Consider the following 12,983-nt stretch of genomic DNA (forward strand, 5'->3'; position numbering starts at 1 on the left):
CCACGATACGACCCGCCCGCCCCCCCGGCCCGGCGGGTCGTATCGTGGACCCGGACACCCGAAACCGCACGTCAACCCAGCCGCTCCAGCGCAGCAGCGGCCCAGTCGATCCACCGCCGCACCAGGAGCCGCAACCGCCATGGCCGACACCCCCGCCTACCCCGTAGGTCTCCGCCTGGCCGGCCGCCGTGTCGTCGTCATCGGCGGCGGCCAGGTCGCCCAGCGCCGCCTCCCCGCGCTCATCGCGGCGGGCGCGGACGTCCTGCTGATCTCCCCGTCCGCGACCCCCTCCGTGGACGCCATGGCCGGGACCGGCGAGATCCGCTGGGAGCGCCGCCGCTACCAGGACGGTGACCTCGCCGGAGCCTGGTACGCCCTGATCGCGACGCAGAACCGCGAGGACAACGAGCGCGCCTCCGCCGAGGCCGAGCGCGAGCGGGTCTGGTGCGTGCGCGCCGACGACGCCTCCGCCGCCACCGCCTGGACCCCCGCCACCGGCCGCACCGACGGCGTCACCGTCGCCGTGCTGACCGGCAACGACCCCCGCCGCTCCGCCGCCGTCCGCGACGCGATCGTCGAGGGCCTGCGCGAGGGAACGCTCGCCGCCCGCGGGCACCGGCACAAGTCGGCCCCCGGCGTCTCCCTCGTCGGCGGCGGCCCCGGCGACCCCGACCTGATCACCGTGCGCGGCCGCCGCCTCCTCGCCGAGGCCGACGTCGTCATCGCCGACCGGCTGGGCCCCCGCGACCTGCTCGACGAGCTCGCCCCGCACGTCGAGGTCATCGACGCCGCGAAGATCCCGTACGGCCGGTTCATGGCCCAGGAGGCCATCAACAACGCCCTGATCGAGCACGCCAGGGCCGGCAAGGCCGTGGTCCGGCTCAAGGGCGGGGACCCGTACGTCTTCGGACGCGGCATGGAGGAGCTGCAGGCCCTCGCCGAGGCCGGCATCGCCTGCACCGTCGTCCCCGGCATCTCCAGCTCCATCTCGGTGCCCGGCGCCGCCGGCATCCCGGTCACCCACCGGGGCGTCGCCCACGAGTTCACCGTGGTGAGCGGTCACGTCGGACCCGACGACCCGCGCTCGCTGGTGGACTGGGCCTCCCTCGCCAAGCTCACCGGCACCCTGGTGATCCTCATGGGGGTCGACAAGATCGGCCTGATCGCCGAGGCCCTCGTCCGGCACGGCCGCTCCGCCGAGACGCCGGTCGCTGTCGTCCAGGAGGGCACGACCGCCACCCAGCGCCGCGTCGACGCCACCCTGCGCACCGTCGGCGAGACCGTACGCGCCGAGGGGATCCGCCCGCCCGCGGTCATCGTCATCGGCGAGGTGGTCCGCGTCGGAGCCACCGGAGCCACCGGAGCCACCGGAGCCACCGGAGCCACCGGACCCGCCGGAACCGCCTGAGCCACCGGAACGGCCGGAACCACGCCCGCCCCCACACCCGGCGCCAACGCCTCCCACCACCGGCTCCACCACCGGCCCCTGACAGGCCGTTGGCACCGCACCCAGGACAAGGCAGTATCACCCTGTGGCTGATCTCATCACCGTCGAGGACCCCGACGACCCGCGCCTGCGCGACTACACGGGCCTGACCGACGTCGAACTCCGGCGCAGGCGCGAGCCCGCCGAAGGGCTGTTCATCGCCGAGGGCGAGAAGGTCATCAGACGCGCCAAGGACGCCGGCTACGAGATGCGCTCCATGCTCCTCTCCGCCAAGTGGGTCGACGTCATGCGCGACGTCATCGACGAGCTCCCGGCGCCGGTCTACGCCGTCAGCCCCGAGCTCGCCGAACGCGTCACCGGCTACCACGTGCACCGCGGTGCCCTCGCCTCCATGCAGCGCAAGCCGCTGCCCACGGCCGCGGAACTGCTCACCACCGCCCGCCGCGTGGTCGTCATGGAAGCGGTCAACGACCACACCAACATCGGGGCCATCTTCCGCAGCGCCGCCGCCCTCGGCATGGACGCGGTCCTGCTGTCGCCCGACTGCGCCGACCCGCTGTACCGGCGCTCGGTGAAGGTCTCCATGGGCGCGGTGTTCTCCGTCCCGTACGCCCGCCTGGAGGCCTGGCCCAAGAGCCTGGACTCCGTCCGCGAGGCGGGCTTCAAGCTCCTCGCGCTCACCCCGCACCAGAAGGCCTCGCCCATCGACGTGGCCGCCCCGCAGTCCCTGGACCGGGTCGCGCTGATGCTGGGCGCCGAGGGCGACGGCCTGTCCACGCAGGCCCTCGTCGCGGCCGACGAATGGGTACGCATCCCGATGGCGCACGGCGTGGACTCGCTGAACGTCGGCGCGGCCGCCGCCGTCGCCTTCTACGCGGTGGCCCAGGGCCGCAAGGACGCGTAGCACCTGTTCCGGGAGTCCCGCCCGGCCCGGGGCACCCGGCGTCGCGCCCCGCGGCCTTCGGGCGCCCGGCGGCACTCCCCGAAGGCCGCGGCCCGCGCCGGTCCTACAGCTTCTGCGCCAGCGCGATGCCCAGCGCCACGATCAGCGTCACCACGACGAAGACGATCAGCCGCTGCCGCATCAGCTTCGGGTCCGGCCGCGACGGCCGCCGTCCCGCCCCGGTCGTCCGCGGGGCCGGACGGCCGCCCGTGCGCCCCGCGGTGGGCCGGGAGGACGGGCCGCCCGGGTTGCGGGAGGACGAGGGCCGCGACTGCGGACCGCTCTGCGGCCCGCCCTGGGCCCGGGGCGCGGTGGAACCGCCGGTACGGCGCTCCGTGCGCTGTTCCGCGTACGGGGTCTCGGCGAGCCGGCCGGTCGGCCGCTCCGCGCGGCCGCGCTGCGCCGGGGGCCGGCCGTCGGGCAGCCCCTGCGCCTCGCGGGCGGCGATCTCCTTGAGCCGCATCGACAGCTGCAGCGTGCTCGGCCGTTCCTCGGGGTCCTTGGCGAGGCAGGCCTGTACGAGAGGTGCGAGCGCGTCCGGGACTCCCACCAGGTGCGGCTCCTCGTGCACCACGCGGTACAGCATGACCTCGGAACTGCCGTGCCCGAAGGGCGAGTCGGCGGTCGCGGCGTAGGCGAGGGTGGCGCCGAGCGCGAACACGTCCGTCGCGGGGGTGACGGCGGCGCCCCGCACCTGCTCCGGCGCGAGGAACCCGGGGGAGCCGACAGCCGTACCCACATGGGTGAGGGTGCTGGCCCCGGTGGCCCAGGCGATCCCGAAGTCGATGATCCGCGGGCCCTTGGGGGAGAGGAGGATGTTCGAGGGCTTGAGGTCCCGGTGGACGACCCCGGCCTCGTGCACGGCGACCAGCCCCTCGGAGAGCGCGGCGCCGATGGCGGCGATCTGCACGGCCGTGAGCGGGCCCTCCTCGGCGACCTTGTCGTGGAGGGAGGGACCGGGGACGTACTGCGTGGCGAACCAGGGCCGCTCGGCCTCCAGGTCCGCGGCGACCAGGCGCGCGGTACAGCCGCCCCGGATGCGCCGGGCCGCGGACACCTCGCGGGCGAACCGCGAGCGGAACTCCTGGTCCTCGGCCAGGTCCGGCCGGATGACCTTGAGGGCGACGCGCTGACCGCGCCGGTCCGATCCCAGGTAGACCACGCCCATGCCGCCGGCACCGAGCCGCCGGTGCAGTCTGAACGAGCCGACGACACGCGGGTCCTCGCGCCGGAGCCGCATCATCGCCATGTCCACCCCGCTGACCGGTCGTCCTGTTGACGTGGCACAGCTTACGGACCATCCGGCATGCGCGCTCAGAGGCCGCGCCCTCGCCGCGGGATTCGATCGTCAGTGCGCCACAGCACACTTGAGGGTCTTTCAGTGCCGGCGCGGAACCGCGGAGGCCGACTGCGCCGCGGTTCCAAACCGCCCTTGGATCAAGGGGATTGGGGTTCCGGCGGGTGGTTCGACCCGGTTCGGTGAGGCTGCGGGCCGCCCGCACCCGAGTGGATCTTCCCGGGAGCCGGTGGACGGACACGCGTGAACAGGGAGTGACGGAAGTGAGAGAAGTCACTACCCTCCGGTCATCCCCTCCGGGAAGACCCCGACTCGGGGTGACGCGTCTCCACCCAGAGGAGTACACGGGGTAGTCCCCGTCATCCTCCTGGAGGCCCGCCAATGGGTACGAGGGCATGAGGTCAGGACCCTTCCGCCCGCCTAGTGTTGAGACAAGCGGCCGGCGGAGAACTCGTCCCACGAGGTCACGAGCCCGCCGCTGCCAAACGACAGGGAGAGGACCATGGCGGACATCGCACGGCAGGGACGCAAGGCTTTCGCGTTCAACGGCCATGAGTCCGGTACGCGCCACCCGCTGGTGGCCGCGGCCATGGTCCTTCCCCTGGCCGCCCTCCTGCTGTTCCTCTTCGGAGGCTTCGAGCAGGTGGCGGCACAGGCGTCGTCCGTGGGTGTGATGCTGGGGCGCTGAGCGGCGCCCCGGGTCCGGGAGAGCGGCCCGGACCGGGACATCATCCGGTCGAACCCCGTGGGGACGGGGGCGCGACGACGGACGGCAGGTGAAGGGTGCTGCCCGTACGGCTGGGGAGCCGGACGGGCAGCACCCTTTCTCATCCCCCGGCTCATCCCCCGCGGAAGCGGCCGTATCCTCGTCCTCCAGTCGGAAGAAGGGGGACCCGGATGCTCCGCGACGACGGCCCCCGGCCGCCCGCCCGCCGGGACGTCCCGGCGGGCACGGTCACCCGCGACGGGCGGTTCGGGGCGTGAGCGCCGCGACGCTGCCCGCCGACCTCGCGGCCTGGGCCCGCGACGGCCACCCGCTGCCGTACGCCCTCCTCGCCGACCGGCCCGACGGGACCGTCGTGCGCTGCGGGGACACCGTGGCCAAGGCGCACGCCGGAGACAGCGACCGGGACGCCCTGGCGCACCGCGTACGGATCGCCGGAGCCGGGGCGCTGGCCGGAGTGCTGCTGCCCCCGCTGCGCACCGGCTCCGTGAACGGGCGGCCCGCCTCCCTGTGGCCGTACGGCCTCCCCGTGGACCCGCGGCGGCCCGAGGACGCCCCCTGGGAGGCGGCCGGCCGGCTCCTGGCCGCCCTGCACTCGACCCCCCTCGGCGCCCTTCCCGGCCCGGTCCCCCCGATGCGCGGCCCGGCCAAACTCGCCCGCGCGCTGCGCGGCCTGTCCCGGACGCACCCCGCGCACACGCCGGCCGGGTCCGCGCCGGAGGCCGCCGCCGTACGGGCCGCAGCCCGCACCCTGCCCGCCTGGACCCGGGTCGAGGCCGCGCCCCCGCCCGGCGGGGTGCTGTGCCACGGGGACCTGCACCTCGGCCAACTCGTCCGGTACCCGGCCCCGGAGGGCCCCTGGCTGCTGATCGACGTGGACGACCTGGGCCTCGGCGCCCCGGCCTGGGACCTCGCCCGCCCGGCGGCCTGGTACGCCGCAGGCATCCTCGACGCCGAGGCCTGGCCGCGCTTCCTCGACGCGTACCGGGGCGCGGGAGGCCCGGCCGCCGGCCCGCCCGGCTCCGACCCGTGGCCACAACTCGACGCCGCCGCCCGCGCGCTGACCGTACAGACGGCGGCCCGCGCCCTGGTCAAGGCGGCCGAGGGCCGCCGCGGACTCGACGAGGTCGAGCGGCTGATGGTGGACGCCTGCGACCGAATGGCTTCCCTCCCGGCCGACTTGGAGTCCGCGGCCCCGTCGTAGGGTGAGCCTCCCGGCACCGGGCATGCGTACGGTGGCGGCCGTCCGACGACGAGGAGCTGATCCGGTCATGCAGTGTCCGAAGTGTCACGCGTTGATGCACACCTACAACCGCAACGGTCTCCAGATAGAGCAGTGCAGTGGCTGCCGCGGCATCTTCCTCGACTACGGCGAGCTGGAGGCGCTGACCCGGCTGGAGTCCCAGTACACGGCCCAGGCCCCGTACGGCCAGGCCCCGCCGCCCCCGCCGCCCGCCCCCTACCCGGGTCAGCACGCGGCCCCGGCGCCCGCCTGGGGCGCCCCGCAGCACGGAGGCCACGGCCGCCACGGCCACCACAAGGGCGGCTTCGGCCGGATGCTCTTCTCCTCCTGATCGAGGGCCGAGCACGCGAAAGCCCCGGCCGTCGAAACGGCCGGGGCTTCCGGGCGGTGCGCGATACTGGGATTGAACCAGTGACCTCTTCCGTGTCAGGGAAGCGCTCTCCCGCTGAGCTAATCGCGCGGGGGTCCACGGCTTGAAAGCCGCAGGTCAGACAGGTCGTGCAGATGATGCGTGGTACTGCGTGCGCGATACTGGGATTGAACCAGTGACCTCTTCCGTGTCAGGGAAGCGCTCTCCCGCTGAGCTAATCGCGCGGGGGTCCTCACGGACCAGTGGACGATACTGGGATTGAACCAGTGACCTCTTCCGTGTCAGGGAAGCGCTCTCCCGCTGAGCTAATCGTCCTTGGAGGTGGAGACGGGATTTGAACCCGTGTAGACGGCTTTGCAGGCCGTTGCCTCGCCTCTCGGCCACTCCACCATGGAGCCGCAGGGGTTCTCGGGAAGATCCCCCACTTCGAGCGGACGACGAGACTCGAACTCGCGACATCCACCTTGGCAAGGTGGTGCTCTACCAACTGAGCTACGTCCGCAGGTCACCGTGTTCGCTCCGGGGTGTTACCCCTTCGCTCCCTGGCGACGAGTTGAACTCTAGCGGATTCCCGGGCCAGCTCAAAAACGCGTTTCCGCAGCGTGCTGCCGCTCGGTCACCACCGGTCACCTCGCGCTCACCTCACCGGCGCCGCCGCGTAACCGGTCATAGACTCGCAGCCGTGCACGACCTGCCTCCCCTCGCCCGCTTCGGCGGCCTCCTCGCGACCGACCTCCGCGACGTCACCAGTGATCCCGCGGCCCTGGACTCGACCGGGTTCTGGGCGGTCGCGGCCGATTTCGAAGGGCGGCTCGTCTGCGCGCGCTTCGGTGACGTGCGTCCCGATCCGGTGCCCGCGCCCGTCCCCGGCGCATGGCGCGGCCCCGACGCCGACGCGTGGTCCTCCTCGCTCGACCGGGCCGCGTACGTCTCCGGGGTGCGCCGCATCCGGGAGCACATCGCCGCCGGAGAGGTCTACCAGGCCAACCTGTGCCGGGTGATGTCCGCGCCGCTGCCCGACCCGGCCGGGGCCGATGTCGACGCCCTCACCGCACTGCTCGCCCGCGGGAACCCCGCGCCCTTTGCAGGAACGATTCGCCTCCGCGCGCACGGCGTCGAGATCGCCACCGCCTCCCCGGAGCTCTACCTGCGCCGCACCGGCCGCCGCGTCGACTCCGGCCCCATCAAGGGGACCGGCCGCACCGCCGCCGACCTGCTTCCCAAGGACCACGCCGAGAACGTGATGATCGTGGACCTCGTCCGCAACGACCTCGGCCGCGTCTGCGCCACGGGGTCGGTCACCGTTCCTGAGCTGTGCGCCGTCGAGGAGCACCCGGGCCTGGTGCACCTCGTCTCCACCGTCAGCGGAGAGCTCGCGGACGGCGCCGGCTGGCCGGAGCTGCTCGCGGCCACCTTCCCGCCCGGCTCCGTCACCGGCGCCCCCAAATCCTCCGCCCTGCGGATCATCGAGGCCCTGGAGACCGCCCCGCGCGGCCCGTACTGCGGCGGCATCGGCTGGGTAGACGCCGACCAGGGCACCGCCGAGCTCGCCGTAGGCATTCGCACCTTCTGGATCGACCGCGAGGTGCCCGGCGGCCCCCGCCTGCGCTTCGGTACCGGCGCCGGCATCACCTGGGGCTCCGACCCGGACCGGGAGTGGGCCGAGACCGAGCTGAAGGCCGCCCGGCTGCTGCGGGTAGCGTCGGGTACCCATGAGGCGACCGGTACCCATGGGACGAAGGCATGAGCGGAGGAACCGTACGGTGAAGATCTGGCTCGACGGAGCGCTGCGGGACGCGGACGGCGCGCGGGTGTCCGTGTTCGACCACGGGCTGACGGTGGGGGACGGCGTCTTCGAGACGCTCAAGGTGCGCCGCGGCGAGCCCTTCGCGCTCACCCGCCACCTGGAGCGGCTGACCCGCTCGGCCCGCGGTCTCGGCCTGCCCGACCCCGACCTCGACGAGGTGCGCCGGGCCTGCGCCGCCGTCGTCGAGGCCAACCCGATGCCCCTCGGCCGGCTGCGCGTCACCTACACCGGCGGCGTCTCCCCGCTCGGCTCCGACCGCGGCGACGCCGCGCCCACCCTGATCGCGGCCGTCGCCGCCAGCGACCCGCACGCGGCCACCACCGCCGTCGTCACCGTGCCCTGGGTCCGCAACGAACGCTCCGGCGTCACCGGCCTGAAGACCACCTCCTACGCGGAGAACGTCGTCGCCCTCGCCGCCGCCCACCGGGCCGGCGCCTCCGAGGCCCTCCTCGCCAACACCGTCGGCCGGCTCTGCGAGGGCACCGGCTCCAACGTGTTCGTCGTGCTCGACGGGGAGCTGCACACCCCGCCCGTGGCCTCCGGCTGCCTGGCCGGCATCACCCGCGCGCTCGTCGTCGAGTGGGCCGGGGCCAAGGAGACCGACCTGCCGTTCGACGTGCTGGAACGGGCCGAGGAGGTCTTCCTGACCTCCTCGCTGCGCGACGTCCAGGGCGTGGTGCGCGTCGACGGCCGGGAGACCGCCGCCGCTCCGGGCCCGGTCACCGCCGAGGCCATGCGGACCTTCGCGGCCCGCGCCGCCGCCGACCCCGACCCGGTCTGACCGGAGCGCGGGGACCCGGCCCTGTCTTCGCGGCCGCCGGGCGGGTAGAACTCGGGGGATGACCACCACCCTGCGGCCGACCGCGCCGCTCCAGCAGAACAGCGACGGCACCCGCTCGCGGACCTACGAGGTCCGGGTGAACAGCCGCCGCGTCGGCAGCCTCGAACTGGCCACCCGGTCCGCCGCGCAGCCCGGGGTCGGGGTGATCCGGAACCTGTGGATCGAGGAACCGGACCGGCGGCGCGGGCGCGGCACCGTCGCCGCGCTCGCCGCCGAGGAGGTGCTGCGCGCCTGGGCTTGCGACAGCATCGCCGTGTCGGTCCCGGTCGGCGCGGAGCGCGCGCGGCGGCTGGCGGACGCGCTCGGCTACCAGGTGACCGGCCGGGTCATGGTCAAGGACCTGCCGGCCGAGCCGCCCGAGCTGCCGGCGGGGGGCCGGGGGCGCCCGATGGACGGTGCCGAGTTCGACGACTGGCTGGAACGGGCCGTCGGGGAGTACGCCCACCACCTCACGACCCCGGGCACGACCCCCGAGCAGGGCCTGGCCGCGTCCCGCGCGGAGCACGCCCGGATGCTGCCGGCCGGCCGGGAGACGCCCGGTGCGGACTTCCTCCTGCTGGAGGCGCCGGAGGGCGGCGTCCTGGGCACCCTGTGGCTCGGGGACCTGGAGGTCGCCGGGTTCGGCGCGATCCCGTACGTGTGGGACGTGGACGTCGCGGCCGAGCACCGGCGCAAGGGCCACGGGCGGGCCCTGATGCTGCTGGCCGAGCGCACCGCCCTCGCGGCGGGCGCCCGGAACCTGGGCCTGCACGTCGTCGAGGGCAACATCCCTGCCCGCCGCCTCTACGAGTCGCTCGGCTACCGGGACACGGCCGTGAACGCCATCAAGGCGCTGGTGTAGAGCCGCCGCGGCCGTGACGGCTCAGGCCGTCGCGGCCAGAAGGCGGTCGGCGATCTCCTCGATGCGGGCCCGCAGTCCGTCCTGGCTCTTGCCGCCGTCGAGGCGCTCGCCGCCGATCTCGTACGTCGGTGTGCCACTCACGCCGATCGCCTTGCCCTCGGCCTGGTCGGCGTCGACGATCAGGATGTGCCGCCCGTCGATCAGCGCGGTGTCGAACTCCTCGACGTCGAGGCCGAGTTCACGCGCCACGTCCAGCAGCACCGACTCGCCGTCCCGGGCCAGCTCGGCGGTCCGCGCCAGGACCGCCTCGGCGTACGGCCAGCCCTGCCCCTGCTCCACGGCCTCCTCGGCGGCCTGGGCCGCGGCGAAGGAGTGCTTGTGCTTCTCCAGGGGGAAGTGGCGCAGCCGGATGTCCAGCCGGTCGCCGTAGCGGGCCCGCAGGGCGCGTACGTCGTCCAGGGCGGCGTGGCAGTCCGGGCACTGCAGTTCGCACCAGACGTCGAGGATCACGGAATCGGTCATGGGGACAGTCTCCCAGCCCCCGCGGACCCCCTCCGACCGGCACCTGGGGAGGAGGCCCGACCCGGAGATGTCCCGGAGATCGCGCCGTGCGCAGCCGCCGACCTGGCCCGTACGGGGCCGGCCGGTGCACGATGGACGGGTACGGATCGCCCGTCACCGAGAGCCGGAGGGCCGCATGCTTGCCGAGACCATCTGTTCCGCGGCGTCGGTGGCGGGACTGGGCATTGCCGCGCTTACGGCCTACCGCCGGCGCTTCCTTACGGCCACCCGGATCGCCGCGTACGCGCTGGTCCCGGTCGGGCTGGTGATGACGGGCGTCGTGCAGTGGGCGACCGAGGTGGTGTTCAAGCCGGCCGTGTGGGCCGGTTTCGGGGTGCTCGGGCTCGCCTGGCTGCTTTTTGCCACCACCCGCGTGGTGGAGCGCCGGGGCCTCGGGAAGGCCGCCAAGCCGGCCAAGCCGGTCAAGGGCGCCCCGACCCGGGAAGCGGTCGCACCCGCCGCCTCCGAACCGTCGCTCGGCGCCGGGACCGCGGCCCGCCCCCAGTCCGCCGGGCGGCAGCGTCCGCAGGCCGCCGCGGGGGACGACTTCTCCGACATCGAGGCCATCCTGAAGAAGCACGGCATCTGAACGGTTCCACGAGATCGGGCGAACTACCGAGCGGATGTTGGCGTGTTGAGGGGTGGGCGGCCGTCGGCTGCGCCATCATCGCCCCGACATGCTCGATACACCGCACAGTGAGCCGTCGGTTCCCGCACCGGTCCCCGCCCCCGTCGCGGAGGAGCCGCGGGGCTGCCTCTTCGCGCTCTCCCAGCCACCCCTGATGATCTTCCTAGGGGTGATCGGAACCCTGCTGCTGCTTGCCGCCGTGCACGACCTGTTCGTGCTCTGAGACCTCGGCGTCCGCTTCCTTGCGCCGGGCCCGGTACGCCGCCACGTGCAGCCGGTTCCCGCAGGTGCGGCTGTCGCAGTAGCGCCGCGAGCGGTTCCTGGAGAGATCCACGAAGGCGCGCCGGCAGTCGGGTGCCTCGCAGCGGCGCAGCCGTTCCTGCTCGCCCGAGACCACGATGAAGGCCAGGGCCATCCCGCCGTCGGCCGCGAGGTGGTCGCCCAGCGACGCGCCCGGCGCGAAGTAGTGGACGTGCCAGTCGTAGCCGTCGTGGTCGGTCAGCTGCGGCGTGGTGCCGGCGGTCGCCACGAGCTCGTTGATCAGCACGGAGGCCGCGCGGGAGGTCGGTGCCGCGAAGACCTGGGCGAACTTGCCGCGCACGGCCCGGACGCCCGCCAGGTCGCGGGCGCTCAGCTCGCCCACGTCGCTGATCGAGTAGTCCCGGACGAAACCGCGCAGCGCGCCGATCTCCGCGAGCCCGTCGGGCTGGTCGGCCTCGGCCGTGGTGTTCACCAGGGCGACGACGACATCGAGCGCGCGACGGGTGTCGTGGGGGATCTGCACGGGTCTCCCTTGGGGACGGAGCCTGCGACGACGGGCCGCCGCCGCTGGTGGCCGACTCTAGCGGGTCCCCTCCCGGGACCGTCCCCAAGCGCACCGGCGCGGCCGTCCCCACGCGCACCGGCGCCGTCCCCGTGGTTGGCTTCCGCGGGAACAGCGCCGGCACTCGCGTATGTGGTTGTCCGGCCCACACCGTCGCCCCGAGTCGGACGGTGCCGGGCGGTCGTAGGCCTGGCTCAGCTTTCGGCCAGGATGTGGGAGAGCTCCTTGTCGAGGTCGAAGTGCCGGTGTTCGGTTCCTGGCGGAACCGCGGCGTCCGTCCGCTTGAGGAACGACTCGAGTGCTCGGGCGGGTGCTTCGAGCAGTGCTTCTCCCTCCGGTGAGCTCAGGGCGATGCAGACGACGCCCTGACCGTGGCTGCGGGACGGCCAGACGCGGACGTCGCCGGTACCGGTGGGCCGGTGGAGGCCCTCCGCGAGGAGGTCGCGGGCGAATACCCATTCGACCGTCTCCTCGGCGCCGGTGTGGAAGGTGGCGTGCACGGCGTAGGGGTCGGCCGTGTCATACCGCAGGCCCGCGGGAACAGGCAGTGAGGACTCGCTCGACACAACGAGGCGCAGGTGCAGCTCGCAGCTGACCGTGGTGTTCATAAGCGCCAGGGCCTTTCGCTCAGTGTGCGCTCGGGGATTCGCACGTCGGCGAAATCGACATGCCACCTACGGTGCCGTTGTAAACCCCTCTGACCGTTTTGCGGACCTCTGGGTCCCTCGTACGGCGGATCCAAACCCGCATTCACGTGTGCATCCGGCTCGGGTAGATTCGATGCCATGAATACGGGGAGTGACCGCGAGACCAACGAGTCCGCAGCAGGGGCCGCAGCAGGATCCGCACCGGACGCGCCGACCGCCGGAGCGGCGGAGGCCGCCGCCGCAGAAAAGGCGCCGCACGTCTCCAAGGCGCCCGCCTTCATCAAGGCCCGGCGGAGCCTGCACCTGAGCTGGCAGGTCGGCGTCTTCGTCGTCGGCCTCGCCGTCATCGGCGCGGGCGTCGCCATGCTCGTCCTGCCCGGCCCGGGCTGGGTGGCGATCTTCGCGGGGCTGGCGATCTGGGCCACCGAGTTCGCCTGGGCCCACCTCGTCCTGCGCTGGACCAAGCGCAAGGTCACCGAGGCGGCCCAGAAGGCGCTCGACCCCAAGGTGCGCCGCCGCAACATCATCCTGACCAGCGCGGGCCTCGTCATCGCCGGCGCGCTCATCGGCTTCTACCTGTGGAAGTACGGGCTCGTCCTGCCCTGGGACATCAAGGACCAGTGATGGTCGGGGAGCACCGCTGACATGCGGTAATGTTTGCGGTGCGTCCGGGCGATTAGCTCAGTGGGAGAGCACTTCGTTCACACCGAAGGGGTCACTGGTTCGAACCCAGTATCGCCCACCCGGACCAGAGGCCCGGAGACTTTCACAGTCTCCGGGCCTCTGGCGTTCCCCCGGTTCTCCGCGCCTG

At 73.5% G+C, this 12,983-nt stretch carries 13 protein-coding genes, 6 tRNA genes and 1 pseudogene; 11 read left to right on the plus strand and 9 right to left on the minus strand.

The features are described 5' to 3' along the window. Nucleotides 1-139 precede the first annotated feature (139 nt). Both cobA and OTB16_RS24000 read left to right on the plus strand, forming a co-directional pair. Nucleotides 140-1,408 (plus strand): uroporphyrinogen-III C-methyltransferase, encoded by a 1,269-nt coding sequence (gene cobA, locus OTB16_RS23995; protein ID WP_267722768.1) that lies wholly within the window; start codon nt 140-142, stop codon nt 1,406-1,408. 124 nt (nt 1,409-1,532) lie between these two features. Beyond that, the gene (locus OTB16_RS24000; protein WP_267722769.1) at nt 1,533-2,351 is read left to right on the plus strand and encodes a TrmH family RNA methyltransferase; all 819 of its coding nucleotides are present in this window, start codon (nt 1,533-1,535) and stop codon (nt 2,349-2,351) included. A 57-nt stretch (nt 2,352-2,408) separates the two neighbouring features. On the opposite strand, the pseudogene OTB16_RS24005 reads toward OTB16_RS24000, so the two are convergent. Next, nucleotides 2,409-3,639, minus strand: a pseudogene (locus OTB16_RS24005) (serine/threonine-protein kinase); the annotation flags it as partial. A 550-nt stretch (nt 3,640-4,189) separates the two neighbouring features. On the opposite strand from OTB16_RS24005, the gene OTB16_RS24010 reads away from it, so the two are divergent. The 3 genes from OTB16_RS24010 to OTB16_RS24020 all read left to right on the plus strand — a co-directional run bounded on the left by OTB16_RS24010 (nt 4,190) and on the right by OTB16_RS24020 (nt 5,985). Further along, nucleotides 4,190-4,375: a hypothetical protein gene (locus tag OTB16_RS24010; protein WP_125597167.1), complete on the plus strand. Its 186-nt coding sequence runs from the start codon at nt 4,190-4,192 to the stop codon at nt 4,373-4,375. Between the two features lie 292 nt (nt 4,376-4,667). Then, nucleotides 4,668-5,615, plus strand: a complete 948-nt coding sequence (locus tag OTB16_RS24015) for a phosphotransferase (RefSeq protein ID WP_420717785.1) — start codon at nt 4,668-4,670, stop codon at nt 5,613-5,615. 67 nt (nt 5,616-5,682) lie between these two features. Next, nucleotides 5,683-5,985, plus strand: coding sequence for a TFIIB-type zinc ribbon-containing protein (locus tag OTB16_RS24020; RefSeq protein WP_267722771.1), 303 nt, complete (start codon nt 5,683-5,685; stop codon nt 5,983-5,985). 57 nt (nt 5,986-6,042) lie between these two features. Here the strand turns inward: OTB16_RS24020 and OTB16_RS24025 are convergent. The 5 genes from OTB16_RS24025 to OTB16_RS24045 form a co-directional block, all read right to left on the minus strand. Next, nucleotides 6,043-6,114: transfer RNA gene (locus tag OTB16_RS24025), tRNA-Val, on the minus strand. Nucleotides 6,115-6,176: 62 nt separating this feature from the next. Beyond that, a tRNA-Val gene (locus OTB16_RS24030) sits at nt 6,177-6,248 on the minus strand. 19 nt (nt 6,249-6,267) lie between these two features. Then, nucleotides 6,268-6,339: transfer RNA gene (locus OTB16_RS24035), tRNA-Val, on the minus strand. A gap of 1 nt (nt 6,340) precedes the next feature. Further along, nucleotides 6,341-6,414, minus strand: a tRNA-Cys gene (locus OTB16_RS24040). 39 nt (nt 6,415-6,453) lie between these two features. Then, nucleotides 6,454-6,526: transfer RNA gene (locus OTB16_RS24045), tRNA-Gly, on the minus strand. A 180-nt stretch (nt 6,527-6,706) separates the two neighbouring features. On the opposite strand from OTB16_RS24045, the gene OTB16_RS24050 reads away from it, so the two are divergent. The 3 genes from OTB16_RS24050 to OTB16_RS24060 are packed head-to-tail and all read left to right on the plus strand — an operon-like array spanning nt 6,707 to nt 9,513. Then, nucleotides 6,707-7,771, plus strand: coding sequence for a chorismate-binding protein (locus OTB16_RS24050; RefSeq protein ID WP_267722772.1), 1,065 nt, complete (start codon nt 6,707-6,709; stop codon nt 7,769-7,771). Nucleotides 7,772-7,787: 16 nt separating this feature from the next. Beyond that, nucleotides 7,788-8,612 (plus strand): aminotransferase class IV, encoded by an 825-nt coding sequence (locus OTB16_RS24055; RefSeq protein WP_267722774.1) that lies wholly within the window; start codon nt 7,788-7,790, stop codon nt 8,610-8,612. Between the two features lie 58 nt (nt 8,613-8,670). Then, nucleotides 8,671-9,513, plus strand: a complete 843-nt coding sequence (locus OTB16_RS24060) for a GNAT family N-acetyltransferase (protein ID WP_267722775.1) — start codon at nt 8,671-8,673, stop codon at nt 9,511-9,513. Nucleotides 9,514-9,534: 21 nt separating this feature from the next. Here the strand turns inward: OTB16_RS24060 and OTB16_RS24065 are convergent, their stop codons facing one another. After that, nucleotides 9,535-10,035: a DsbA family protein gene (locus OTB16_RS24065; protein ID WP_267722776.1), complete on the minus strand. Its 501-nt coding sequence runs from the start codon at nt 10,033-10,035 to the stop codon at nt 9,535-9,537. Nucleotides 10,036-10,210: 175 nt separating this feature from the next. Here OTB16_RS24065 and OTB16_RS24070 point away from each other — a divergent pair, with 175 nt between their 5' ends. Further along, nucleotides 10,211-10,663 (plus strand): hypothetical protein, encoded by a 453-nt coding sequence (locus OTB16_RS24070; protein ID WP_267722778.1) that lies wholly within the window; start codon nt 10,211-10,213, stop codon nt 10,661-10,663. A 202-nt stretch (nt 10,664-10,865) separates the two neighbouring features. On the opposite strand, the gene OTB16_RS24075 is transcribed toward OTB16_RS24070, so the two are convergent. Together OTB16_RS24075 and OTB16_RS24080 are read right to left on the minus strand one after the other, a co-directional pair. Next, on the minus strand, nt 10,866-11,486 hold the full coding sequence (locus OTB16_RS24075) for a CGNR zinc finger domain-containing protein (protein WP_267722780.1): 621 nt from the start codon (nt 11,484-11,486) through the stop codon (nt 10,866-10,868). 233 nt (nt 11,487-11,719) lie between these two features. Then, nucleotides 11,720-12,133, minus strand: a complete 414-nt coding sequence (locus OTB16_RS24080; protein ID WP_030011909.1) for an SsgA family sporulation/cell division regulator — start codon at nt 12,131-12,133, stop codon at nt 11,720-11,722. Nucleotides 12,134-12,310: 177 nt separating this feature from the next. On the opposite strand from OTB16_RS24080, the gene OTB16_RS24085 reads away from it, so the two are divergent. After that, nucleotides 12,311-12,796: a TIGR02611 family protein gene (locus tag OTB16_RS24085; RefSeq protein ID WP_267722801.1), complete on the plus strand. Its 486-nt coding sequence runs from the start codon at nt 12,311-12,313 to the stop codon at nt 12,794-12,796. A gap of 46 nt (nt 12,797-12,842) precedes the next feature. Next, nucleotides 12,843-12,914: transfer RNA gene (locus OTB16_RS24090), tRNA-Val, on the plus strand. The last annotated feature ends 69 nt before the right edge of the window (nt 12,915-12,983 follow it).

The sequence above is a fragment of the Streptomyces antarcticus genome (assembly GCF_026627255.1).
GTDB classification, from domain to species: Bacteria; Actinomycetota; Actinomycetes; order Streptomycetales; family Streptomycetaceae; genus Streptomyces; species Streptomyces antarcticus.

What these genes read in the sequence shown, in the direction of transcription:
- OTB16_RS24070 (WP_267722778.1), top strand. Translation starts at nt 10,211, where the DNA reads ATGCTTGCCGAGACCATCTGTTCCGCGGCGTCGGTGGCGGGACTGGGC.
- OTB16_RS24065 (WP_267722776.1), bottom strand. Translation starts at nt 10,035, where the DNA reads ATGACCGATTCCGTGATCCTCGACGTCTGGTGCGAACTGCAGTGCCCG.
- OTB16_RS24085 (WP_267722801.1), top strand. Translation starts at nt 12,311, where the DNA reads ATGAATACGGGGAGTGACCGCGAGACCAACGAGTCCGCAGCAGGGGCC.
- OTB16_RS24060 (WP_267722775.1), top strand. Translation starts at nt 8,671, where the DNA reads ATGACCACCACCCTGCGGCCGACCGCGCCGCTCCAGCAGAACAGCGAC.
- OTB16_RS24080 (WP_030011909.1), bottom strand. Translation starts at nt 12,133, where the DNA reads ATGAACACCACGGTCAGCTGCGAGCTGCACCTGCGCCTCGTTGTGTCG.
- OTB16_RS24010 (WP_125597167.1), top strand. Translation starts at nt 4,190, where the DNA reads ATGGCGGACATCGCACGGCAGGGACGCAAGGCTTTCGCGTTCAACGGC.
- cobA (WP_267722768.1), top strand. Translation starts at nt 140, where the DNA reads ATGGCCGACACCCCCGCCTACCCCGTAGGTCTCCGCCTGGCCGGCCGC.
- OTB16_RS24020 (WP_267722771.1), top strand. Translation starts at nt 5,683, where the DNA reads ATGCAGTGTCCGAAGTGTCACGCGTTGATGCACACCTACAACCGCAAC.